This is a genomic window from Spirosoma arboris (assembly GCF_009754945.1).
In the GTDB taxonomy this organism is placed as follows: Bacteria; Bacteroidota; Bacteroidia; order Cytophagales; family Spirosomataceae; genus Spirosoma; species Spirosoma arboris.
In genome coordinates this window covers 80,019-106,331 of sequence record NZ_WPIN01000001.1, presented here as the reverse complement: position 1 = coordinate 106,331, position 26,313 = coordinate 80,019, and the positions used below count along the sequence as shown (strand labels likewise).

Genomic DNA, 26,313 nt, shown 5'->3' with positions numbered 1-26,313 from the left:
TTCTCGAACAAACTCTCCTATATCTATAGATAATATTACTACTCACATTTACCTACCTATTCCAATATGATAAACTCATGATTCTTAATTCCCTGATCTGGTTTGCTACTTATAGTACGGATTACCTACTGAATCGATGGTTGCCCAGGGGTAATGCCACGTATCCATATATACGTTACCAGCTAAAAAACGGTCATCGGCCTCCCGTAATTTCCGGGTCAATAAAGCCTCCAGTTGGCGCTGGGTTTGGGCCAGGTCAGGCTTATTTACTACGTTGGTTAACTGGAAGGGGTCCTGGATGTTATCGTATAAAAGCCAGGGGCCTTTCAAGTCGCGCACGTATGTATAGCGTGCCGTACGTACACCCCGATATTCGCGACCTCCCCGGCCATACCCCCATTGATGAAAGGGCACAATACAGGCAATCAGCGCAGCATCGTCGGGCTTGGGTGCGCGAGGGTGCCGAATCAGGGCGGCATAATCGCGCCCTTGAACACTAGATGGAATCGGTTGCTGACTCATCGATAAAACCGTTGGCATTACGTCCGTCAGGGTCATCGGTACATCAAGCGTGCGGCCTTTTCGTCCCAGCCCGGCGGGGTATTTAAGCAGAAACGGAATCCGAATAGATTCATCCCAAGGCTTCTGTTTATTCAGTTCCCCCTGCGAATACAGCATATCTCCGTGGTCGGACGTGAAAATAAAGATGGTATTTTCATCCAGATTAGCCCCTTTCAGAGCGGTTTGCAAGCGACCAATACAGTCATCCAGCGCATTTATATGGGCGTAATACCCACGTAGCGCCCGACGGGCATTGGTTGTATCGCTGGCTGGGACATTGGGACGTAACGCAATAGCTTTGTCAGCATATTTTTGCCGGTATTCTTTAGGGGCTGTCTGGTAGGGGTCATGGGGTGGTCCCCAGGCCAGCACCAGTAGAAAAGGCGAATCACGTTTGTGGGTCATAAAGGCGATAGCCGAATCTGTCTGACTGATGGCGTCATACTGCTGCCAGACAAACCGCGTATTGACTTCATTATAGTACGGAGAATCATTGTAGTTGTGCGTGCATTCCAATGCTCGCCAGTAGTCAAATCCCTGCCGACGTTCGGCCGGAATAGGAGCTACCCGCCCTGCTTCATAATTCTTCGTCAGGCCTCCATTGATGTGCCATTTGCCGATAAAGCCCGTCTGATAGCCATTTTGTTTGCAGACCTCAGCTAGCGTAATAGCTTCGTTTCGGAGTGGGCGATCGTTGTAAAATACGCCATGTGTATGGGCGTGCTGGCCCGTCAGCATACTAGCCCGACTGGGCGAACAGACAGGGACCGACGCGACGCAAAAACGAGCATTGATTGACTCGCCAGCCAGTTTGTCCAGATTGGGCGTAATGACGTCGTGATTTCCCGCGTAGCCAAACGCATCAGCTCGCCACTGATCAGCCATGACGATAACGATATTGGGTTTACGATTCGTCGCCGTAATTGACGTAGTGGATTGAGTCGGTGGTGCTGAATGCCAGAGTAGCCAGCCCGTCAAAAGGGTACTTGCCGCGCCGAAAGTGAAATAATTCATTCGCAAATCGTTGGTTAATAAATCGTATTGGGTGGATGTTTTTAAGGTTGCTAACGATTGGTAGTCGGAAACCTTATGGCTTTCTATTTTGACGCCCAAAGCTGCCGTACAACAGCCTGAGCTTTGACGTTTTCCTCAGGCAAACCAATGGTTATCCGAACCCAGGTGTTATAAGGCGCAAAAGCCCGACCAATCTGTATCCCCTGTTGGGTAAACCGGGCGGCTACTTCCTCATAGGGCTTCTGTAGATCGATGTAAACAAAATTGGCCTGCGAATTTGTATGAGAAATGCCCAACTTGTCCAGGACGGTATTCCATTTGGCTCGTTCGGCGGTGATCGCCTGATTGACTCGAGAAATAAATGTACTATCCCTAAAGGCAGCCAGTGTCGCTATAACTGACAGTCGATTTAAATCATGTACATTGCCCAAGCCCTGAGCCTGTAAGTAAGCGACTAATGGCTTGGACGCAACGGCGTACCCGATGGAAAGACCTGCCAGACCGTAGGCTTTTGCGAACGTTCGGAAGACCATCACATTATCCCCCTGTTTAAGGTTGGTGATGGCTGTTCGTCCGGTAAAATCGTCGGTAAATTCAAGATAGGCCTCATCAATAATGACCAGCGCTCGTTTAGACGCTTCGTGCAAAAACGCATGAAAAACCTGCTTATCGCTGACGGTACCCGATGGATTGTGGGGATTGACCAGAAAAATAGCCTGCGTTCGATCGTTGATCTGTCCGGCAATGGCTATTAGGTCATTTTCTTTCCGATCCGAAAGTGGAACGGCAACGACACGTCCTCCTACCCTGGCGGCTGCGTTAACCAAAACCGGATAGCCCGGAACAGAATAAATAAACTCCCCGCCTGGACCGCCCTTCAGGCCAAGATAAAGACCCAATTGATCAAGAATTTCTCCGGGAATAATCTGATCTGGATCGACACCCTCGCGTTTAGCAATAGCCGCCACCAGTTCTGCCCCTTCATTACCCGTATACCGTGCCAACTGCTTTAACTCCTTTTCAATCGCCTGATTCACACCCGCTGGAGGGCCGTATGGGTTTTCGTTAAGGGATAGCTGGACGATCGACTTTTGCCCAAGATTACTCGATGACTGTGCCCTTACTCCGGTAGCAAGGCCAAAGCATACCAGAAAAGCGATGAATTTATGCATACAATTACTGTGTTTGACAACGTGTTCGGAATTATCAAAAGGTTGCTTGTCCAGCTACTTTACAGGAATGATAGCATCGAGCAATGGAGGCACTGGCTTAATACCGGCCTTGTGTTTTTCGTAGGCCTTCTTTAAGTCGTCAATGACCTCTGGATGTTCATTTCCAACCTCAAACTTTTCTGAAGGGTCAGCTTCTAGATTATACAATAAGGGTGGATCATGGGGTACTGGCGCTTCGGCTGAGTAGGACGGATGGGTAATAAAATGCGCTTTCCAGGGACCTTTGCGAATGGCGTGCAGCCGATCCGAATCATAGAAATAAACGACGTCTGTTACGCTTGCTTTCTTTCCACTCAACAATTCCTGAATGTCGGCTCCGTCAAGGGTTCGATCGGTAGGCAATTCAGCGTTGGCCAGGTGTAGAATCGTTGGATAGAGGTCCATCGATGTAACAATGGCCGAGGATACTGTATTGGGTTGAACGAGGCCGGAACCCCAGGCAATAGCCGGTACGCGCATGCCGCCTTCGTAGGTAGATCCTTTGGCTTCATAAAGCAATCCGGCCGAGCCGCCCGTTCCCGGCGCAAGTGCTTTCATCTGCCAGGGACCGTTATCGCTCAGGAAAATAACAAGCGTGTTTTTGTCCAGTTTCTGCTCTCGAAGCGTAGCAAATATCTGGCCCACGCTCCAGTCCAGCTCTTCGACGACATCGCCATACAAACCGCGCTTACTCTTACCAGAAAAGTCACTCGATGCATACAAGGGTACGTGCGGAAATGGGCTGGCATAGTATAAAAAGAATGGCTTGGCTTTGTTCTTTTTTATGAAACCAACCACCTCAGTTGTGTAGCGTTTGGTCAGCAGTCGTTGGTCGGGTTCGGTTTCAATGACTTCGTTATTCCGGTACAAAGGCAGGGGCGGATTCTGATTGGTCATATTGGGCACAGATCCCACCTTGCCCATATCATTCGAATACGGAAGTCCGAAATAATAATCGAACCCATGTTGCAGGGGCAGATATTCAGGCTGGGAGCCCAGATGCCATTTGCCTACCAGTGCCGTCTGATACCCTTTAGTTTTCAAGGCCTCGGCAATGGTGATCTCGTTGTGGGGCAGACCATTCGCCGAATTGGTAAAGAAAACGCCACGCTTCCCAAAAATTCCACTTCGAACGGGCAATCGCCCCGTCAGTAAGGCAGCCCGGCTGGGTGTACACACGTTGGCTGCTACATAAAACTGGGTAAACCGGGTGCCTTCCAGCGCCATTTTGTCGAGGTTGGGCGTCCGTATCGTCGGGTGGCCGTAGCTGCCTAAATCGCCATAGCCCAAGTCATCGGCCAGAATGATAATGATATTCGGCGTTCGGTTCGTCTGCGCGTTTGCAAACGAGGTAAACAAACTAAAAAGGAGGCTAAAGCAAGCGAGTTTTTTTGCGTAGTGAATCATACAGTAGTTACAGTTTATTGTTCAGAATTTGGTGGGCTTCATTGTCTTTGCACGCCTGAATCTCTACCCGAAGCTTTGTTTTCAGGTCGGTAGTCAGGGTTTCGTAACTCATCCGACAAAAAAACAATAAATCCTATAGAGTTTATAGGAATTTCAAGTGCAGTCATATCACAAATGGTCACTTAAACTAAAGTGACAAAGAAATACTATACCTTCTAGTAAATCAACAGAATCTATAGGATAGAGAAAATATTACGATTAAAATCTCTCCGAAAAACGTCCAAATGATTTCAACTTAAGACAGCCTCCGAAACGTCTTGACAAGCATTCATTTTTTAAACACTACTCATTTCTACATATCGGGAAAAGTCGATATATTTGTCACATGGAGCAGGTTGATATCTTTAAAGCGCTGGCCAATCAGACACGGCTGCAAATGTTGGAATGGCTCAAAGAGCCCGAAATTAATTTTCCGGGCCAGAAAGAATATGGCTATGACCAGGGTATATGTGTCGGACAGCTACAGGCGAAGGCCAACCTGACCCAGTCAACAGTTTCCGAATATCTCTCAATTCTGCAACGTGCCGGATTTGTTAAGGCCACTCGCAAGGGACAATGGACCTATTACAAACGCGACGAAGCGGCCTTTGAGCGATTAAGTAAACTTATTTCTACTACGTTATAATACAACCTGAAAAGATGAGTACCCAGAGTTTGTTTAGTCCATTTCAGTTAAAAACACTGAATTTAAGGAACCGTATTGTCATGGCCCCGATGACGCGCTCGTTTTCACCAAATGGCATACCCACTGAAAAGGTAGCTGCCTATTATCAGAAACGAGCCGAAGGGCAAGTAGGTCTGATTTTATCGGAAGGAACTGTTATTGACCGCCCTTCGGCCTCCAATGATGCTAACGTACCGCATTTCTATGGTCAGGAAGCATTGGCTGGCTGGCAACATGTTATTGACGAAGTCCATGCTAAAGGTGGCCAAATGGGTCCGCAAATCTGGCATATGGGCATTATGGCTAACCATCGATCTGGGTGGGTGCCGCCAGTGCCATTTGAAGGGCCGTCGGGGCTCAATCGACCCGGCTTCACCAATGGCACGACCATGACCCAAAAAGACATTGACGACACGATTCTGGCCTACGGCAAAGCTGCTGCCGACGCTAAAAAAGCCGGTTTTGACTGTGTCGAACTTCACGGAGCGCATGGCTACCTGATCGACCAGTTTTTTTGGGATGCGACCAATTTACGTACTGACGTCTATGGCGGTAAAACCCTTGCCGAGCGTACGCGTTTTGCCACAGACGTGATTAAAGAAGTTAGAAAACAGGTAGGTGAGGATTTTGCTGTGATCATCAGGCTGTCTCAATTTAAACCCGCCGACTATACCTATAAGCTGGCTAAAACACCGCAGGAAATGGAGGCCTGGCTTCAGCCGTTAGTGAATGCAGGCGTCGATGTGCTTCACTGTTCACAACGTCGTTTCTGGGAACCCGAATTCGATGAGTCGGATCTTAACTTTGCTGGCTGGGCAAAAAAGCTGACCGGCAAAACTACAATCACGGTGGGTTCGGTGGGCCTTACGGGCGAGTTCTTCGCAGCTTTTGCGGGCGAAAGCTCACAACCTGCCTCCCTGGATGAACTTAACAGACGGATGGATCGGGGTGATTTTGACCTTGTTGCTGTCGGCAGGCCGATCCTGGCTGACCCCAATTGGGTAGCTAAAATAAAAACAGATCAGACTAGTGAATTGAGAGGTTTTAGCAAGGAAGCTCTTACCGAACTGATACTGGAATAAGTTTTTGATACATCGCAATTAGTTTATTCACAATCCATATAGAAAAAGCTCCAAACGGAGCTTTTTCTATTTAAAAATAGCCCTATAACAGACTATAAATCAGCAAACAATGTTATTAGGAAAGCCTTTAATACTCTTTCCTTCTATTCAATAATCGCTTAGGAAAACTTTGGAAAATTTTCAGGAAGATTCCTGGTTCTCATGAGACATTAGACAACCTCTCAACGCCGAAATACCTGATTACGGCAATGCAAACGCTACGTACCGGTCCCCCGACTTCGTTTTGAGTTTACCTCCCCCGCAGGCAATCACCACGTATTGCTTGCCATTGACGGCGTAGGTACTCGGCGAAGCATACCCGGCAGCTGGCAGTTTGGCGCGCCAGAGTTCACGACCCGTTTTGCGGTCGAAAGCCCGAATCAATTCGTCGCGGGAGGAAGCGATGAAGAGCAACCCGCCCGCCGTGACGGCCGGGGCACCATAGTTGTCGGTGCCAGTCGGGGGCAATCCCTTCGCCACCAGTTCGGGGTACTCACCCAGCGGGACTTGCCAACGGTGTTCGCCCGTATTCAGGTCGATCGCCGTCAGCGTGCCCCAGGGTGGGCGGCTCACAGGGTACCCGGCCCGGTCGTACCAGCGGGTAAACCCGGTGTGGTGGTAGGGCGACGTGTTAAGGCCTGCGGTGCTGGCGACGGACGTTGTTTTACCGAACAAAAAATCCACGATGGCCTTTCGCTCAGCCGCCTTCAGGTTTGTGAATGCAGGCATCATGCCCTGGCCTTTGGCCAAAACCTGCGCCACGGATGTCTCATTGCGTTTTTGAGAAATGCTGATCAGGGCCGGATAGGTCCCGTCGTGACTGCCTTCGCGGTTTTGCCCGTGGCAGTTGGCACAGTGGGCTTGGTAGAGTTGGCTACCGGTGCGGTCAACGGCCCCGGCTGTCAACGAACCGTTGGGGGTTGGAACTAGGCCCATGGTGACTGGAATTTGCTTGGAGGGAACGTACATAATGCCGGCTTCATCCACCGCTGCCCCGCCCCACTGTGCGCCACCGTCGGTGCCGGGAAAAAACACGGTCCGGTTGGGGCTTAGTGGAAGGGGAATGAACTGTGCACCCGATTGCCAGCGCCTGAGCTGGGCCAGAACCGTGTCACGGTCAGTTACAAAGCTGTTAATATCGCTTTCAGAAAACGATTGCCGAGTAAAAGGCGCGGGTTTGAGGGGAATCGGCTGGGTGGGCCAGGCTTTTTCCCCAGGAACGGTGGAAGCGGGCATGGGTCGTTCCTCAATCGGAAACAGGGGCTTACCCGTGACCCGATCGAAGACAAACAGGAAGCCCTGTTTGGATAAAACCGAAACGGCATCCACCTTTTTGCCACCATGAACGACGGTGAATAAATTGGGTGGAGCCGGAATATCGCGGTCCCAGATGTCGTGGTGGATCGTCTGGAAATGCCAGAGCCGCTTGCCCGTGGCCGCGTCGAGGGCTATAAGGCTATTGCCGAACAGGTTCTGGCCGGGCCGTGTACTCCCGTATAAATCGAATGCCGCAGTCCCCGTAGGTACATACACAATGCCGCGCTGCCGGTCGATGGCCATGCCCATCCAGTTGTTGGCTCCCCCGAAGTTACGGTAACCGTCTTTGGGCCAGGTGTCGGCCCCATACTCGCCGGGATGTGGAATGGTGTGAAACGTCCAGACGAGCCGACCCGTATGCAGGTCGTAGGCGCGCACATCACCCGGCAGGGCAGGTGCGATCTCCGACACCCGGTGGCCCATGATGAGCAGATTTTTATAGACCACGCCCGGCGTGTTGCTCACTACGTACTCGTCGGCTCCGGGACGAGCGAGGCCTTCTTTTAAGTTGATTTTTCCGCCTTTCCCAAAACTGGACACCGGTTTTCCCGTTCGGGCGTCGAGGGCGTAGAGCAGCGAGCCGTAGGCGAAGAAAATCCGGGCCTCCCGTCCATCAGTCCAGTAGGTAACGCCCCGGCTATTCATGGCGAAGGTATCATCGGTGAAGGCTGTTTTCCAAAGCTGCTTGCCCGTGGCCGCATCGAGCGCAAAGGCCTGGGACCCCGCCGAAACACCATACAGCACCCCGCCGATGATGAGCGGGTTACATTGAATCTGGGTGTTGTTTTTGAGCGTATCGACTCCGCCCGACGCATATTCCCAGGCGACCTGCAAGCCCGCCACGTTGCCAGTATTTAGCTGCGTGAGTGGTGAAAAATGGTTGCGATCTGCCCCTCCGTTGTATTCGGGCCAGTCGGTAGTGGCGGGTTTATCGGTGAGGCTGAGCAGACCAATGGTCAGGAGTAAGGCGGGGTAGGAGAACCGTTTCATGAGTAGGTTTTTAGGAACGTACAAATGAACGCAAAATGGTCGAAAGTTGCAGTGACCTCTGGGTTTATGTGACTCAGGGGCACCCAAAATCCTGTCGGCGTTACCTTGTAATAGCCCGCACTACATCCCGTTTTTCTGGTGGGTCGTGGTGTTTTCCACAGTTAATGGAAGGCCTTTACCGATTGGCTAACGAGTTTCTTAATCCGTCAATTACTTTTCGGGTTTCCTCAATGCGGGTTTTAAGTCCCTTTTTATAGTATCAGGCCCGAAATTCAGGATCATCATGGTGAGTTTCCAATTCTTTGTAGTCGTCAAGTGTTCAACCGCGAAGGCTGACATCAATTAAGAACAATCACCGACTTCCCAATAATACTGCCCTGACTGGCTTCCTGATAGGCTTCCCTGACGTTAGTGACCAGGTACGTCTTATCCAGCACGATCTGCAGACCTGCTTCAGCTAGTTTAGTTAACGTATTAAGCCCTTCAGCCGTAGATTTCAAGATCAGAACTTTGAGTTTTTTTCCGGAAAAAAGATTGTTAATGAACGAGTAAATGAGCGTCAACGGGGAAGGAAGCGTAGTGATAAAGACGGATCTTTTTTTCATTAGGGTCTTTGCATCGGCAAAGGAAAGCTTGGTGGATAGATCAATAACCGCGTCGAACTGTTGACCTAACAGCCTGATATCTTGCCTGGTGTAGTCGACTATGGTATCCGCACCCCATTGTTTTGCTGCTGCAACGCCTTTCGTACTAACAACCGCTGTCACTCTGGCACCGCGCTTTTTGGCAATCTGCACTGCAAATACGCCAATTCCACCAGTAGCACCGTTGATCAATATGTCCTGATTAGAACCAACCGCGGCCAACTGATCTATGATCTGCATGGCCGACAGTCCGGTTACGGGTAGAGCTGCTGCCTGCTCAAACGAGAGATTGGCCGGTTTTGGAGCAATATCAGTCTCTTTGACTGCAACATAATCTGCCAGGGCTCCACCTTTAAATACGTCTAGTAAGCCAACTATCGCATCCCCCGCCTTAAAGCGTGTAACAGTGCTGCCAGTTTGTTCGACAATACCCGAGAAATCGATGCCCACCGATTTAGGAAATTTAGATCCCGACATCAATTTCATTTCTCCACCATACACCTTCCAGTCCAGGGGATTAATGGAAATCGCTTTCACCCGGATCAGCAGTTGATCCTTCTGGATACCTGGCACCGCTTGCTCGGTTAACTCCAGCACGCTTTCGTCTCCAAACTGGTTATAAATTACTTTTCTCATGATTATGCGTGTTTTAGGTTGAACAAAAAGCCCGGTCATTGAAAAAGGCGTCGAGCTTTTTACACAGCAAAATTGGGCCTTATAACGAACTGTAAATAGCGCAAAAAGCCGAAAAAACAGTCGAATCCGACAAGTTCAAGTCAATCAGGATAAATACTTGTAAAGCGCTCTTATCTTATTCGTATATAGCTCTGTAAACTGTATGATTTAGTTTGTCCGATGGGACTGATTTACTGTCCCATCGGAATATTTTTCAACAGGGAGTCGACCGAGATTTGTGGCGTATTTAAATCAACTAATATGGAAAATCACAAAAAACCGTTTACAGTGGGCCCTGAAGAGGGAAAAAGCGTTTCCGTTGTGGGGGACACTTACCGAATCCTGATCGGCGGAAAAGACACTGCAGGAGCTTTCGCTACGATTGACATGCTTATCCCTCCCGGTGGTGGACCAGGACCGCATGCCCATGCCAATTTTGACGAATCTTTTTACGTGATCGAAGGCGAAATCGAGGTTAAATCCGAGTTTGGTAACTATATAGCGACCAAAGGATCGTTTATTACCATTCCGAAAGGGGGCGTAGTGCACGGCTTTACCAATAAGACGCAGCAAACTGCGCATTTGCTTTGCACGGTGGTACCTGCCGGTCTGGAAACGTTCTTCGAGGAGATTGGCCACCCTGTTGCAGTTGGCCAGTTCCTTCCTCCACCGCATTTTGATGAGGCAACTATTAAACAATTACAGGCTACTGCTGAAAAGTATGGTCAGCAAGTATTCCCTCCCGATTACTTGGGATAAATAGCATGTTACGAAGAGGAGTACCGCTTCGGGTTTAGACCATAATGTTTTTCAAAGAGTCGGCTGAAGTGACTCAGATTGGAAAAGCCCAGTTCATAGCCAACCTCAGCAACGGAATGCCTGCCCTGTTTCAACAGGAAGGCGGCTTCTTCCATTCGGGCTTGCTGGTAATAATTGTAGATCGTGGTGCCAAATGTTTGTTTGAAAAGCTGTTTTAGTTTGGTTTCGCTCATGGCAGCGACCTGAGCCAGTTCACGGATTACCGGAGGCAAACTCAGGTCGCTAATGATCTCATTCCGTACGTACAAGAGTCTTTCCGCATCGGCGCTGTTGATGGTTTGATAGGGAGCGTTTTCCCGTAAGGCCAATTTATGGAATACCAGATAGAGTAGCTCCTGCACCCTGATCTGCATGTAGAAGTGGCTCAAGGGATCATTCATGTCCACGGCGGCCAGGTTTTTAAGCAGCAGCTTGGTCTCGGCGGCCATGCTTTCGAAAAAAAGAAAGGAATTGCCGTTGCCGGTAATGGTTTGAAGTACCGAATTGGGGTTGCTGACAGCTAATAATTTGGCTAAACTAGGCGGCTTTATGGCGATAACCACGTAATGAATCGTTTGATGGGCGGGAAAACGAATGGTTGAGCTCAGATCGTTGGAGGTGACCTGGATAGCCGACTCATCGCGTTGCGAAAACAGAACCTGAGGGTGATCATTGTAAGCGATCTCAAGGGCTTGCTCATTGCTATAAAAAAAGACAGTGATCAGATCGTTTCCCTGGCCGGATGTTTTCCGGTTGATGATCAGATCTTCCTTGAGCAAGTACCTGTGTATCGTGATCTTGAAGTCCGACCCGAAATCTAGCTTGCGTATATGGCCCTGTCCTAGATGATCCGGTATCACCAGCAGGCCGTTCTGCACCGTTGCTTGTATGTACCGGGCAAAGTAAGTCAAAAAGTCAAAATCGGGTGTGGCAGTAAAACTGAATATCATGCCAATACGGGTGTAGGTTGCTAACTATTTAGCAATAATTCACAACCGTAATTTATACTTACAGATTTAGATTAGGAAATAAGTATACGTAGGTGAAACAAAGCAACTGTCAGCAATAGGGGCTAGTATGTATCTGAGTTGATTAGTTAACATGCTTTCGTCGTATACAGCGATTTAATCTTAATCCTTGCGAATTAATGGCGGTGATTAGATACGTTGTTTGATTCGGTCCGACAAGCAATTTAGATGATCGGGCGTCTCCTCGAATTAGTAACCCGCTTTCTATAGGGTTAAGCGGTTTCCAGTGACCATGGCCATCACCCAGCAACACAGCACCTACGGAGGCATCTTCGCGGCCCATGTTTACTTCGTTTGGATAAAAATTGCCAGTTAATACGACATCCAGTTGGCCGTCTTCGTTGAAATCATCAACGACAATACCGTACACCGGAGCGACTTGAGCGAGCCTTGGTAAGGCATGAAGCGCAAATTTACCCTGACCCAGATTTTCAATATAAGCACTTTCCAGATAGGTTGCCTGCACCTGGTAAGCCCCTTTCCGATCGTCATTAGAGAATAGTTCATCAAATGTAACAGCTGCGTAATCTGCAAATCGCTGGTATTTTCGTCGGAACTGAATAACCTGCTGATTCAGGGCATCGCGCGGTACGGCCGGATAACACACACCATTGATAAAGTAGCCCATAAGCGGATCCATGGTGCCGTCGTTATTAAAATCCTTCGCAAGTAGCGTAACGGGCTCCTTCCCGGAAGCTTGGTAGAGCGTATTCAAGCCTTCGTTTCCAGCAATATAGTCCAGATCACCATCGTGATCGAAATCGCCCTGCGCGATACAGTTCCACCACCCCGATGAATTGGGGATTTGGATTGGCAAGGTGGGTCCAAATGATCCCTTATTGTTTTTGTAAATGGTCAAGGGCATCCATTCACCTGCCAACATCAGATCGGCCCAGCCATCCTGGTCATAATCAGACCATAGTGCTGAGCAAACCAGACCAGCCTGCAACAGTTGGGGACATAGCTGCTCCGTAACATCAACAAAGCGGCTCCCCTGCGAAGTCCGATCATTTCGAAGCAAGTAACTCCGGGCCGGCAACGGATATTTTCCGGGTATTTGACGGCCACCGACAAACAAATCCTGATCGCCATCTTTATCAAAATCAGTAGCGACCACGCAGGAACCACTACCGGAAACATCGGGTAAAGTCCCTGCCGGCGACAGACTGAAATCCCCTTTCCCATTGTTGAGGTACAACTGATCCTGATAAAAGGCTCTCTCGGTCTCGGGGCGCTCATTACTTCCGTACACTACGTATAAATCCAGGTCAGTATCCCCGTCAGCATCAAAAAACAAGGCGCTTGTCGCTTCCTGATCGGTTCCTGCAGGAAACGGTCGTTTTGTAAATCCTCCTCCCGTTGTTTGCCAGAAAAGGCAGGCCGAACTTCCGCGGTAAGAACTTCCAAGAAAGCAATCGTCTAAACCGTCGCCGTTGACGTCGCCAACCGCTAGTGCAAAGCCCGAACGAGACAGCATTTTATGCATAGCTGCAGTCTGTTTGAAATCAACAAAGTCTGACTCAGTATGCACAAAATCGATGGAATAATCACTCGTTACATCCACAAATAACGGTTTAGTAAGATCAGGTAAATTGGGCTTATTAGCCGTCTTACTATGTGCATAAATGAGTGTAATACGCTGATCAGTAGGTACATTTCGCTGAACTTCCACGCGCCCATCAGGCCATCTGACGCGCAACGAATCAATTTTACGGTGGTTACCCAAGCCAAAATGCAATCTGGGTTCTATGGATGATAAATACCCGCGAACCATTGACTGTTCACCAAATTGCATCCCCCCCCCTGCCCATAGCGTTATCGTCGTTCCAACCCCCTGACGATTTAGTGAATCGCCTTGTAGGGCGATCGTTAAATAATGTTTTGTTGGTTCTTGCTCGCGAGTCTGATTTCGATACACATAGGCTTCCCCATCTACGTTATTAACGACTAAATCCAGGTCTCCATCGTTATCAAAATCAGCGTAGGCAGCTCCGTTTGCATACGACTCATCATGGAGCCCCCAATTCTGGGACACATCATCGAATGAACCATCTCCCTTATTTCGAAACGCATAATGAGCCAGTGGAATCTCAGGCACTTTATCGAGCAGCTCCAGGCGTTTTTTCGTATTGTACTCGGTCGTACCAAAGCCGGAGAAGTCTTCGGTAAAGGTGATAAAATCACGGTCGGTTACGTTTTTTCGGTACCCGTTTGTAATGTACATATCCTTCCAGCCATCATTATCAAAATCAGCCAGTAAGGTCGCCCAGCTCCAGTCCGTTTGCGCCACACCAGCCATCAAGCCAACTTCAGAAAATAAGGGGGATGGAGCATGGGGCTCGGGGCTCGGGGCAGACGGTCTAGCGTTTGAGATAGGTTGGCCAACGATTTTTGCTCCCTGTTCACTGCTCCCTGCCCCCTGCGAAACTACTCCCAGGTTCATCTGAAGACAGTTGCGCATGTACTGCATCTGATGCCCAAACTGGGGAGAAACGCTCATCTGCTTGCGGTCATAATCTTGCCCCCCCAGCATCATTTTGAGCCGGTTATTTTCTTTGGGAAGCATGTCCAGCTGCATCAGATCAGGCAGAGCATCGTTATTCAGATCAGCCGCATCGACGCCCATACCGTACATACTAGTGTGAGCCATTGCTTGCTTGATGACATTGGTAAAGTGGCCTTTCCCATCGTTTAGGTACAGGATATCACTACTGGCAAAATCATTGGAGCAGTATATATCGGGATAGCCATCTTTGTTCAAATCACTTATCACCACACCTAACCCCAGTTCATCATACGTAATCCCCGCTTCTTTCGACACATCGATAAAAACAGGGTGCCCCTGTGACCCAGCGCCTTCGTTTCGATATAGTTTACCCGTACTCGGATGTGATCCATCAGACACGACTGGACGAACGTGGGCAGGATTCTGAAAATCGGGAGCTGTGTTGAGAAGGAATACATCCAGATCACCATCGAGATCATAGTCAAAAAAAGCGGATTGGGTCGTGAAGGCAGGATCAGCCAAACCGTATTCGGCAGCCATTTCCTTAAAAACTGGCTTTCCTGATTTTAATCCCTGATTGACAAATAACAGATTCTCCGAATGCTTTAACGCTGGGTGGCTGGCAACGGAGATATACACATCAAGCCAACCGTCCTGATTAATGTCAATCATCGAAACACCTGAACACCAGCGATTAGTAGTTAGCCCGGCCGTTTGGGTAATGTCCTCAAACTGAAAGGCATCTGTCCCTTGCTTCCCCTGATTTAGATATAATTGACAACTAACCTGGTTGCCCGTAAAGATTAGATCGGTAAAGCCATCGTTGTTGACATCGCCTACGCCTACGCCCCCACCGTTGTAAAAGTTGGTGAACGTGAAACCATTCAACTGTTCGGAAGGGGTTAACGCATTGGTAAAGGTTACGTGCGTATGATCGCTGGAAAGTCGCTCAAACCGGGTCGGACTTGTCTGCTGACAAGCCATCAACAGGCTACTCAACAAACCGATCCAGATACTTCCTGTCCACAACCGTCTCATAGAAATTGGCTGTTAATTTCCGATAAAAGACCAATGACACCAGAAGCTCCGGTGCCATTGTCTGATAAAATCACCATTTACAAAACTACTTAATAACCAGGGTTCTGGCCTTTCAGGCCGATATTCGGGTTATTATCAATCTCCTGTTGGGGAATCGGTAACAGCTCGTGTTTGCCTTTCTGAAAATAAGCAATAGGTTCGGTTTTTAGTTTACCCAGCTTGCGCCAGCGCAAAATATCCCGGTTCCGAATTTCTTCCCCACTTAATTCAACCCGACGCTCGTGCACAATTGCAGCGAAAACCTGATCTTTCGTCGAAACGGGATAATTAGCCGTTGGATAAGCTGGCATAGCCACACTGGAACGGGCGCGGGTCATATTCAGGTACGTAACTGCACTTGCCAGATTACCCAATTCGTTTTCGCACTCGGCCATGGCCAGTAGTGTTTCGGCATAGCGCATAATCCGCTGATTGATGCCACCCGTGGTCGACACACCTGCTTTGTACATCAGCGTAAATTTTCGCCAGCTTACTTTCTGCGTCTTACCATCTACGGTTGAACTAAATCCATTTTGCAGATCATCCGTCAAGGTATTTTGATCCTTGTTAAACTTATCGCCCGTGGTATAGAACGATTTTGCATAGCGAGGGTCGAGTTTTGCATCGCCTTTGCTGGGCCGTTCAAACTCAGCCAGCAGGCTGTTCGACGGAATAATGTTCCGCCAGCCAATACCCGAATATTCCTGCGTCCGTACGGTTTCTTCACCTGCCGAAGCGCCATCGGCATCGCCATTCCAGTTGAAACTCCCACCCGATGGCAGGAAGTTCACTTCCCAAATTGACTCTTTATTAAATTCCGTCTCCTCGATGAAATTATCATTGTATTCATCGACTAGCGCATAATTACCCGAGCTTATTATTTTCTGAAGCTCAGTTTTCGCATTGGTATAGTCTCCCTGTTGCAAATACACCCGTGCCAGCAACATCTGAGCTGCTCCTTTGGTCGCACGTCCCTGATTGGCTGCATCGTAGGTAGCTGGCAACGCATCCTGAGCCGCTTTCAAATCAGCGATAATAAACGCATATACATCGGCTTCAGATGAACGGGGCAATGCGCCTGCTACCGACGTAACGTAATTTTTATAGAGTGGAACTCCACCCCACATACTGACCAGCTCGAAATAAGACCAGGCTCGCAGAAATTTGGCTTCGCCAACGGCTTGCGTAGACACAGCCGCCGTTAGAGTTTTGGCAGCTGCCGCCTTATCGATTACTACGTTGGCCCGATGGATGACCCGATAAGCTCCAGTCCAGACGGAGCCTACTACCGAATTTCCGGTATCATGTACCCCTGTGAGCAGTTGGTTCCGGGGCGTTTCGAGCTGTCCTCCGCCCGCCGACACATCATCAGAACGCATATCGTTGGTGAAGAACCACTCCCGAGCTACCAGGTTGGTAGATTGAAGAGCAGCATAAACTCCATTGATCGCACTCTTGATTTGCAGATCGGTCTGGAAATAACTATCCGTCGTAACAGCGTTTGGGTTGAGCTGATCCAGGTTTTTTTCATTACACCCAATGACCAGGCCCAAGAGCAAAACTCCGATTGAGATATAGTGCCTTTTCATAGAAAAAGTATGCATTAAGTTCGTTAAAATCAGTTAGAAAGTTATCTGAAGACCAGCTAGTAAGGTGCGCGCTTGTGGGTAGTTAGCGTAGTCGATACCACTTCTGAGCAGGGTGCCATTGCGGGAACCAATTTCCGGATCATAGCCCGTGTATTTCGTTAGGGTTAACAGGTTTTGGCTCGACACATACACTCGAACTTTGTTCACAACACCACTAGTCAAACTACCCAGGGCTTTAGTTGGAATCGAATAACCAATCGTTAGGTTTTTAACCCGCATGTAGGAGCCATCTTCAATAAATCGATCTGATGTCCGGCTGTTGTTGTTAGGATCACCACTGACGGCTCGGGGTATATCTGTATTCATGTTGGTTGGTGTCCAGGCATTTAGTACAGCCGTACCCGCGTTAAACAACCGAAGCATACCCTGCGTCACGACTTTCGTTCCGTTATAAATCTTGTTGCCGTAGGTTCCCTGCAAATACAGCGTGAAATCGAAGTTTTTGTACGTACCGGAGAAATTTGCACCGTAATTAAATTTCGGCAGGTAACTCCCCAGGTAGGTCCGATCATTGGCGTCGATTTTACCATCTCCGTTGAGGTCTTTGAAGCGAATGTCGCCAGCCGATGTGTTTTTGGCGGGATTATCCGCATCTCGGGTAGCGGCCCGGTTCTGAGCAGGAGCACTATACACCTCGTCGATTGACTTGAAAATACCATCCACCTGCCAGCCATAGAACGACTGGATAGGCTGACCCACTTCGGTTTTGGTAATATCAAAACCGCCATAATCAGCATTTAACCCCGCGTAAATCGACGCAGTAGGCGTAGCCAGACTCAGCACCCGATTGCGCGTGATACCTATATTGGCCGATACATTCCCTCGGAAATCACCTTTTGCGTAGTTGTAACCCGCCTGGAATTCATACCCCCAGTTTTTCATACTACCGATGTTGGCCACGGGCGCATTGCTATATCCGATCGAGTTCGGAATGGGAACACCCAGAATTAGGCCGTCGGTAAACCGGTTATAGACTTCAGCGGTAAACGTAACTTTGTTATTAAACAGGCCAAGATCAATCCCTCCATTGACCATGTCTGTAGTTTCCCATTTTAAATCCGTATTGCCTAATGAGTTAAAATAAGAGCCCAGACTGTTGGCAGACCCGAATGGATAAGCAGTAGCATCCGCCGATACCAGCGACTGCCAGGCGTAGTTGGCAATTCCGTTGAAACCAGTTTTACCGTAGCTGACCCGCAGTTTCAACTCAGATAGATTTCGGACTCCCTTCATAAAGCTTTCCTGATTGATCCGCCAACCCACCGAGGCTGATGGGAAGTTACCCCACTTATTACCTGGCGCGAAGAGTGACGATCCATCCCGACGAATTGAGGCACTTAACAAATACTTACCATCGTAATCGTAGTTGACACGACCAACATACGAGATCAGGTCCGTTTCTGCCCGAGTACTGGTAATGGCCGGGTTGCTGACCCCTTGAATCACATTTAAATCATTATTTGGACGAGTTCCTGATCCGGACAAGCCCGTTGAGAGTACTTTCTGCGTTTCAGCAACAGCCAGGACGCTCAGATTGTGTTTGCCAAACGACTTATCAAACGACAGCTGGTTGGTAATGGTCTGGGCAATATTGGTATTGTTTGTTTGCGAAACGGTAGCCGAACTCCGTTGTACATACCCATCGTTATAGATCGGATTGAAGGTGGGACTATTCGAAAAGCCTAAATCAACTCCATAATTGAATCGATATTTCAAAAAGCTGGTTAATCGAACGTCGGCGTAAACCGTGGCAAAGACTTTTAGAAACTTCGTTCGGGTTACGTCCATTGCTGGAGCGCGGAGTGGGTTCTCCGGATCGGAGCCGTCGGCAGCGGTAGGAGCACTGAATCCACCCACTTTAGTTGGGTCCATCGTCGGCCAATACGGCATCATCCGGATCGCGTGCATCAGTTGCGAACGATCTCCAGTGGTTTCACCGCGTTGATTGCTATAAGACCCTGTCAGCGTCTGTCCAACGGACAGGAATTTAGCGATCTGATGATCCGAGTTCAGACGCAAAGAACCTCGTTCGAAATCGGTTCCCCGCATAATACCATCCTGCTTGAAATAACTACCCGAAGCAAAGAATCGCGAAACGGCATTACCACCAGACAACGAAAGCTGATGCTGCGCAATCGGTGCATTTCGGAAAAGTTCATTCTGCCAATTGGTTTCGGTTTGGGCGAAAGTTTGGGTTGCACCATCATAGATAGGCGTATTCAGATTATTCAAGCGCGAAGGCAGAGCAATTCCGGCATTGGATGTCAACGCCTTGGCATATTGCACATACTGATCACGATTGAGCACATCAATTTTATGGCTAGCACTTTGAGTGCCGACATATGTATCAAGAGTTACTCGAATTTTACTGTCGCGGCCACCTTTCTTGGTGGTAATCAGAATAACCCCGTTAGCTGCCCGTGAGCCATAAATAGCGGCTGAACTGGCATCTTTCAGCACTTCCAATGATTCAATATCATTCGTATTGAAGCTATTTAGATCGCCAGTTGGTACGCCGTCAATTACATATAAAGGGCCTGATCCATAACTAATTGAGCCAATCCCCCGAATTTGCACGATGGGCGATGACCCTGGTCCGCCGTTGTTCACCACCGACACACCCGGAACGCGTCCTTGTAGTGCCGAAGCAACGTTTGGTACTGGGAGTGCGGTTATTTCTTTGGGTGTAACGGTCGATACGGCCCCTGTCAGGGAAGACCGCTTTTGAGTGCCATATCCCACCACTACCACTTCTTCAAGTGAACCAGCATCGGCCTCCAGCGATACGTTGATTGCTGACTGATTACCCACCGTGATTTCCTGCTTTTTATACCCTATATAACTGAAGACAAGTACAGAGTTACCGTTAGGCACATCAATTCGATAGGTACCCCGAGCATCACTGGCGGTTCCGCGAGTTGTGCCTTTAATCTGAATATTTACGCCCACCAGCGGACTTCCTTTTTCGTCCAATACAGTACCCGTCACGGGTTGATCGGCACCGTTTGCCCAGGCGGTTGTCATTAGGCAGTAAACGATCAGAAGCAGGTGGAGCCCAGGCCGTACGAGTTTTAACAGTAAACCATGAATTTGTAATTGATTTCGCATAATTTTAAGGGTTTGTTTTTTAGCAAAGGCAAAAAAATCCCTGCATCCGTTTTGGATGTTTTTTCTCGCCGAAAAAATTGGGGTATTAACCAGTCAGTAATGCGCCAACATTACTGACTTTTTTTATTCGAACTATTTTCGTCTATGCATAGATAAAGGAAGAAGGCTTAGTAGTTATAAGTTTGACAAATCAAGACAATACAAATAGGTATGTACTCTTTTTATCCATACTGCGGACATACATTTTACTCAACTCATTTTTGACTTAAAGCAGTACAGGCCTTGTTTTGGCTTTCAGTAAATTCTCCGCAACAATTTGTAGCCTTGCGTACTTTTTTAATTTGGCTAATTTGACCTGTAGACATTGAGGACAAATTTATATTGATATAATGCAAAGCATAGCAAAAGCATGTTACACGAATCATTGGCTATGTTACATTTTTAAAATTAATTTAATGTTCATTAAGCCGTAGAATCATAGTTAAACCTTTCGCGGACAAAATGCATGGTAATAAGGCTTTTAGTAAAACTTGAATTCATTCTGGATGTATACTTAGATCCCCTTTTTTAAGTTTCTAGACAGAATTAGGGAGCTTAGCTATACAAATAGTAACATGATAGTCATTTAAATTAAATACTGGTCTATTAAAAAGAGAGATTAAATCATTTTTTACTATTGGTTCACCGAACGTAACAATCTCTTTGAACATTGACTCCCAAGAAAATAAAGCTGTCTTTTCAGAATCAGGAAGTTACGCGACGAAACCATAGCCCAAATATTCGGTTCCCCCAACCGACACGTTATGCTGAGCCAGCAATAGCATGATTGCGATTCACACCTCTAGTTTTTTCATTGACAAGTTGGGATTGGAATAACTAATGGAGGTTCTTAAATACCATTTTAGAATTTCACGACGCTCTCATATGCCTTTTTGGGCTGTCCATTCTGATCGAACAGTAAGGGATAATCCTTACGGCCCGGAACGGGGAAATTGTCTAGCCACGAATAGCGGTCGGTTAGATTCCAGAATGTAACGCCGGTGATTTTGTCGCGGTGTTTGCGAAATACCTCGAATAGCATTTTGTAATGAGCCGCCTGTTTGTCGGCCATATCCGGTGTAAACTCACTCTTGTCCGTATCGCGCCGAGCCCGACGTTCGTGTTCTTTGGGATACACCGACACGTCAACCTCTGTAAACTGCACCTTGAGTCCCAGGCTGGCAAATTTGTTGATCGATTCCTCCAACTCCTGCGCGGTTGGCTCATAAATAGACCAGTGAGCCTGTAAGCCTACCCCGTTGATCGGCACTTTCTTATCCTTTAGACTCTTGAGCAACTGATAGATACGATTCCGCTTTGAGGCATTTTCAGTATTGTAATCGTTGTAAAACAGTTGGGCTGAGGGATCAGCTTCATGGGCGTATTGAAACGCCTTTTCGATATAGTCTTCGCCGATAATTTCGTAAAATTTCGATTTGCGGTAGATACCAGTTCCCGTGTCGGGGACGGCTTCATTTACTACGTCCCAGGCGTAAATCTTCCCTTTGTACCGACCCATGACATCTGTAATATGCTGTTTTAGTCGAGCTAGCAAAACCTCCCGACTAACGGTTTTACCGGTGGAATCAGTGAAGAACCAGCGCGGTGTCTGATTGTGCCAGCAAAGGGTATGTCCCCGTAATTTGATGTTGTTCTGCTGGGCAAAATCCGCGATGGCATCGGCGTCTTTCCAGTTGTAGCGGTTCTCTTCTGGATGAACTGGCCCCATTTTCATGGCATTTTCGGGCGTCATGCTGTTGAACTGAGCTTTAATCAATTCGGCATCTGGTCCGGGCTGCACCATGCGCGGGCTTACAGCCACCCCAATCGGGAAATAGGCCTTGTAATAATCTTTTAACCCTTTTTCGGGAGCTACGAAGGCAACCGTCAGGGCAATCAGGGTATATGAACTGAATTTATGCATGATTAAAAAAGGTTTAGTTTTTCTTCGGCAGGACTTATTAGATGGATAGGATTTATCATCGGATTTTGTCATCCCGACGCAGGAGGGATCTTCGGTAAGTACCCAAATAATTTCTTTTACCGAAGATCCCTCCTGCGTCGGGATGACAAAATCCGATGATAAATCCTGTCAAAATACGTCTTACTTATAGGCGTCGATCGGTTTAATCGTGCCGTCTGGATTATAGGTTAGCTCGGTCACTTTCACATTCCGCAGATGCGTCTTGCCCGAAAGTTGCACGTCATGATAGAACAGGTACCATTTGTTGCTTACCTGAACAATGGAGTGGTGATTCGTCCAGCCGAGAACGGGTTTGAGCACAATACCCTGATACGTAAAGGGGCCATATGGATTATCGCCGATGGCATAGCAAAGATTGTGCGTATCACCAGTAGAATACGAGAAGTAATACTTACCCTTGTATTTATGCAGCCAGGCTGCTTCGAAAAAGCGTTTGTCGTTTTCATTTTCCAAAAACGGTTTGCCGTTTTTGTCGAGAATCTGCACTTCTCGAACTGACTCAGCGAAGGATTTCATGTCGGCGCTTAACCGCGCCACGCGCGGCAGGTACGCCACTTCGTCTTTTTTCTTCAAAGCGCCCTTGGGGTCATAATTGTTACCGCTCCAGCGCTGCAACTGACCACCCCAGATGCCTCCAAAATAGAGATAGGCTTTGCCATCGGTATCCTGAAACACGGTTGGATCAATGCTGTAGCTCCCTTTTATGGGCTCCGGTTCTGGCTTGAAAGGCCCCGTTGGTTTTTTGCTGGTTGCTACGCCGATTCGAAAAACATCCTGCTTATCTTTCACCGGAAAATACAAGTAATACGTACCGTTTTTGAACGTAGCATCAGGTGCCCATAGCTGACGTCCCGCCCAGGGAATATCTTTAATATCGAGGGCTACACCGTTGTCTTTCACGGGGCCACCAATCTTATCCATCGACAGAACGTGGTAGTCACGCATGGCGAAATGCCCGCCTTCATCGTCTTCTTTAACATCCTTTACATCAACATCATGCGAAGGATAGATGTAAATTTTACCGTTGAATACATGCGCTGACGGGTCTGCCGTGTATATGTGCGATACCAGTGGCTTATCTTTCGGGGTTTTATTGGTTTGTGCGAAAGCGGTCAGCGAACACCCAATCAGTGCAAGAGCTGTGTAAATTCGTTTCATAAGAAGTTGATTCAAATACCGGTAAGCGGATAAGTTCTATAAGTCAGTTTACTTAAATAACAACGGCGCAAACAGGAACAGGTCGTGCCGCCAGACTGGCCAGGTATGGCCGCCAGCGTACTCGCTGTAGGTATATTTGACGCCCAGCTCATCAAATTTTTTCATCATGACCTGACAGTTCTGATAGGCAATATCTTCCTTCCCGCCCATCGAAATCCAGAGGTTTTTCAGGTTACCGTTGATGGTACTGGCATTGTCTTTCATGAAGGCATATTGAGGGTCTGACAGCTTGGGATTATTAGCAAACCAGCCCGAACTGAACACACCCAGCGACGAGAACAGATTGGTGTTCTTAATGCCTGCATAAAGCGTCTGCAAACCGCCCATCGACAAACCGGCGAGGGCCCGATTTTTGGCATCGGTGGCTACCCGGAAATTGCTTTCGACAAAAGGAATGGCCCCCAGCTTCAATTCATTCTCGAAGGAACGTAACACATTCTCGTTAAACCCGGCCAATCCACCCGCGTTGTTGACATTCCCATCGAGCATCGCGATCACCATCGGTTTGGCTTTGCCTTCCGCAATCAGGTTGTCGAGGATGAGGCTCGTTTTGCCCTGTGTGGCCCAGCCCCGCTGATCTTCGCCCCCACCGTGTAACAAATAAAGCACCGGGTATTTGTCGCTCGACTGATCATATCCCGGTGGGGTATATACGTACATCTCGCGCCAGGAATTCGAGGATTTCGACAGGTAGCGTTTAATACGGATGTCGCCATGCGGTACGTCCTTCATCGCGTAGTAGGCACCGTCTTTGTCCGGTATTTCGATGCCGCTGGCCATACGGCTCATACCGTAAAAGCTTTCGCTGGCCGGGTCTGCAACGGGTAACCCGTCAACGAGCAGGGAGTAATAGTGAAAACCCCGGCTAATGGAATCGGTCGTTATTGTCCAGAATCCGGCCGTATCTTTCACCATGTCGTATTTTTTACCCAGATCGATCTGTACTTTCTGAGCTTCAGGCGATTTCACCCGAAAGACAACCCGATTATCGGGTAAAATCTGCGGGTATTTAGCATTCCGTATGTTCGTGGACGCTGGTGAGCCTAAGAGCGTATATTTGGTTAAGGATGATCCATCGACAGGCTTGAATAGAAACTGGGAGAACATATACAGTCCATTTTTCCAGACTTTGAAATCGTGGACACCCGGCTCAACGTAGTAAATATGAGGAACATCGTTCTGGTAGAGATAATCGTGGGTTCGTTTACTAAAGCTGATCAGGCCATCATTATCGCCACACGAAATCCAGAGCAGTTTCAGTTTCTTTTTGGCATCTTCCGGGTTCGGAACCAGCTCCTGCGGAGCTTTCGTATTGGGAGCCGATGAAAACCCACCGACCCACGCAAACTTGTCCAGATTGCCCAATCCAAAATTCAGCGACTGACCGCCCCCCATCGACAAACCCGCAATGGCACGATGTTCCCGGTCTGTCAGCGTCGAATACTTTTTCTCGATGAACGGAATCAGATCGTTGAGCAAATCTTTCTCGAACGTAGCAAAAGCCTCTACTTTGTCTTTGTCGAAAATATTACCCACGGCCCGGTCGTCTTTCATAGCCCGCCCGTTGGGCATAACCACGATCATGGGCTCGAGTTTTTTCTCGGTGTACAGATTGTCCAGAATAACCTGCGGAGTGCCGCCCCGAAGCCATTCTTTTTCATCTCCGCCAATGCCGTGTAACAGATACAGAACGGGATACTTTTTCTTTTTGGAATAACCCGGTGGCGTATAGACCAATGCTTTGCGGGTAGTACCCACGGTTTTGGATTCGTACTGAACCGAATCCAGTTTACCCGTAGCAATGCCTGTGCGTACTTGGTCGAAGCCTTTGGGTGCTTCTTTCTCGATTGTTTGCGAATAAGTCGTTGCCCCCATCAGTAGGGCAATGGCTAGGGAAATCCCTTTCAGTAATAAGCTATGTTTCATGGTTTAAGGGAATGTTTTTTTATTTTCGACAGGATTAACAGGATTTTCAAGATTCTTTTAAATCCAATGAATCACGTTAATCCTGTCAGAAAAGGCCTACTTAAATAGCAAGGGAGCAAGCTCATGCAGGCTGCGACGCCAGGTCAGGAATTCGTGGGCCGTTTTGTCGGAAACATACGATACGGCATTGTAACCAGCGGCTTTCAGGTCGGTGGTGGCTTTGGTTACACCATCGGGTCGTTCTTTACTACCACAGCTAATGAAAACGAGCTTTGGCTTGGCTTTGCCGTTAAGGTCTTCCGGCGCGTAGACGCCACCACTCAGCAGACCGTAGTACCCAAAAATATCTGGCTTATTGAGGGTAATCATTTTGGTTTCCATACCCCCCATCGATAGGCCCGCCATCGCCCGATTGTCGCGGTTGGTCAGCGTACGGAAATTAGCATCCACGTAGGGAATTAATTCGTCGACCAGTACCGCCTGAAATGGATCGATTTTAAACTCTCTTATCTTACCAAATTTCACCTCGTTGGTCATGCCGTAGGTCATCACAATGATAAAGGGCTTGATTTTGCCTTCGGCGATCAGGTTGTCCATGATCAGGTTGGCGTGCCCCTGATTGCTCCAGGCCGTTTCGTCCTCGCCCCATCCATGTTGCAGGTACAGCACCGGGTATTTTTTCGATTTGTCTTTGTCGTAACTCGGTGGGGTGTATACAAAAGCCCGGCGTGCCGTATTGGTGCTTTTGGAAGGGAAAAGAATCTGCTGTACGTTACCGTGTGGCACCTCCTTCAAGGCATAAAAATCCTGATCGTGAGCGGGAATCTCAATGCCACTCTCCCACCGAACGGAACCGTAATAATTCAACGCGCCTGGGTCATTGAACTTTCCGCCGTCTATCGTTACGTTGTAGTAATGGAATCCTTCGTCCAATGGCCCCGCCGTGGTACCGTTCCAGAGTCCGTCTTCCCCCTTGGTGAGAATGGTGCCACCTTTACCGCCCAGTCCCAGGCTTACCCGGACACTATCAGCCTTAGGAGCCTTGATCTTGAATCGGGCGTACCCCTGGGAGTTCACCTGCGGGTATTCCTGCCCTGGCTGGTTCAACGTAGAGGGTTTGAAGTCCTCCACGACTGCCGGTTGGCTTGCCTGCGAAAGGCAAGTTGCACTTGTCAATGTGGCTGCGAATAGTACAGCTAACAATTTAGTAGTCATCGGTTTATTGGGTTTGGGGGTTATATAGCTAAAGGGGTATTTGATATGCTTTGTTAAAGCGGTTTTCCATTCTGATTATCAGTGTATTTTCGACAATTCAT

The 26,313-nt window shown here is 48.3% G+C and carries 16 protein-coding genes; 3 read left to right on the top strand and 13 right to left on the bottom strand.

Annotated elements, in window-relative coordinates; translation table 11 throughout:
* Positions 1-105 precede the first annotated feature (105 nt).
* From GO755_RS00510 to GO755_RS00500, 3 genes are all read right to left on the bottom strand, one after another.
* Positions 106-1,575: a sulfatase family protein gene (locus GO755_RS00510; protein ID WP_157582612.1), complete on the bottom strand. Its 1,470-nt coding sequence runs from the start codon at positions 1,573-1,575 to the stop codon at positions 106-108.
* An 83-nt stretch (positions 1,576-1,658) separates the two neighbouring features.
* Positions 1,659-2,747, bottom strand: a complete 1,089-nt coding sequence (locus GO755_RS00505; RefSeq protein WP_157582611.1) for a pyridoxal phosphate-dependent aminotransferase — start codon at positions 2,745-2,747, stop codon at positions 1,659-1,661.
* Positions 2,748-2,801: 54 nt separating this feature from the next.
* A complete protein-coding gene (locus GO755_RS00500; RefSeq protein ID WP_157582610.1) occupies positions 2,802-4,193 on the bottom strand; it encodes a sulfatase family protein in 1,392 nt (463 codons plus the stop codon).
* Between the two features lie 385 nt (positions 4,194-4,578).
* Between GO755_RS00500 and GO755_RS00495 the strand changes: the two genes are divergently transcribed.
* Complete coding sequence (locus tag GO755_RS00495; protein ID WP_157582609.1) at positions 4,579-4,878, top strand: ArsR/SmtB family transcription factor; 300 nt, start codon at positions 4,579-4,581, stop codon at positions 4,876-4,878.
* A 14-nt stretch (positions 4,879-4,892) separates the two neighbouring features.
* Positions 4,893-5,999, top strand: coding sequence for an NADH:flavin oxidoreductase (locus tag GO755_RS00490; RefSeq protein ID WP_157582608.1), 1,107 nt, complete (start codon positions 4,893-4,895; stop codon positions 5,997-5,999).
* 240 nt (positions 6,000-6,239) lie between these two features.
* Here the strand turns inward: GO755_RS00490 and GO755_RS00485 are convergent, their stop codons facing one another.
* Both GO755_RS00485 and GO755_RS00480 read right to left on the bottom strand, forming a co-directional pair.
* Positions 6,240-8,345, bottom strand: coding sequence for an outer membrane protein assembly factor BamB family protein (locus tag GO755_RS00485; protein WP_157583270.1), 2,106 nt, complete (start codon positions 8,343-8,345; stop codon positions 6,240-6,242).
* A 338-nt stretch (positions 8,346-8,683) separates the two neighbouring features.
* Complete coding sequence (locus GO755_RS00480) at positions 8,684-9,625, bottom strand: NAD(P)-dependent alcohol dehydrogenase (RefSeq protein WP_157582607.1); 942 nt, start codon at positions 9,623-9,625, stop codon at positions 8,684-8,686.
* Positions 9,626-9,925: 300 nt separating this feature from the next.
* On the opposite strand from GO755_RS00480, the gene GO755_RS00475 reads away from it, so the two are divergent.
* On the top strand, positions 9,926-10,423 hold the full coding sequence (locus tag GO755_RS00475; RefSeq protein WP_157582606.1) for a cupin domain-containing protein: 498 nt from the start codon (positions 9,926-9,928) through the stop codon (positions 10,421-10,423).
* Between the two features lie 8 nt (positions 10,424-10,431).
* On the opposite strand, the gene GO755_RS00470 is transcribed toward GO755_RS00475, so the two are convergent.
* The 8 genes from GO755_RS00470 to GO755_RS00435 all read right to left on the bottom strand — a co-directional run bounded on the left by GO755_RS00470 (position 10,432) and on the right by GO755_RS00435 (position 26,212).
* Positions 10,432-11,412, bottom strand: coding sequence for a helix-turn-helix transcriptional regulator (locus tag GO755_RS00470; protein ID WP_157582605.1), 981 nt, complete (start codon positions 11,410-11,412; stop codon positions 10,432-10,434).
* Between the two features lie 142 nt (positions 11,413-11,554).
* Positions 11,555-15,034 carry a VCBS repeat-containing protein gene (locus GO755_RS00465; protein WP_157582604.1) on the bottom strand — a complete coding sequence of 1,160 codons (3,480 nt, stop codon included), beginning with the start codon at positions 15,032-15,034 and terminating at the stop codon, positions 11,555-11,557.
* A gap of 89 nt (positions 15,035-15,123) precedes the next feature.
* A complete protein-coding gene (locus GO755_RS00460) occupies positions 15,124-16,662 on the bottom strand; it encodes a RagB/SusD family nutrient uptake outer membrane protein (RefSeq protein WP_157582603.1) in 1,539 nt (512 codons plus the stop codon).
* Between the two features lie 33 nt (positions 16,663-16,695).
* Positions 16,696-19,830, bottom strand: a complete 3,135-nt coding sequence (locus GO755_RS00455) for a SusC/RagA family TonB-linked outer membrane protein (protein WP_157582602.1) — start codon at positions 19,828-19,830, stop codon at positions 16,696-16,698.
* Between the two features lie 901 nt (positions 19,831-20,731).
* The gene (locus tag GO755_RS00450) at positions 20,732-21,793 is read right to left on the bottom strand and encodes an endo-1,4-beta-xylanase (RefSeq protein WP_157582601.1); all 1,062 of its coding nucleotides are present in this window, start codon (positions 21,791-21,793) and stop codon (positions 20,732-20,734) included.
* Between the two features lie 180 nt (positions 21,794-21,973).
* Complete coding sequence (locus GO755_RS00445; protein ID WP_157582600.1) at positions 21,974-23,011, bottom strand: glycoside hydrolase family 43 protein; 1,038 nt, start codon at positions 23,009-23,011, stop codon at positions 21,974-21,976.
* Positions 23,012-23,059: 48 nt separating this feature from the next.
* Positions 23,060-24,997: an alpha/beta hydrolase-fold protein gene (locus GO755_RS00440; protein ID WP_157582599.1), complete on the bottom strand. Its 1,938-nt coding sequence runs from the start codon at positions 24,995-24,997 to the stop codon at positions 23,060-23,062.
* 96 nt (positions 24,998-25,093) lie between these two features.
* Positions 25,094-26,212: an alpha/beta hydrolase-fold protein gene (locus tag GO755_RS00435; RefSeq protein WP_157582598.1), complete on the bottom strand. Its 1,119-nt coding sequence runs from the start codon at positions 26,210-26,212 to the stop codon at positions 25,094-25,096.
* Positions 26,213-26,313 lie beyond the last annotated feature (101 nt).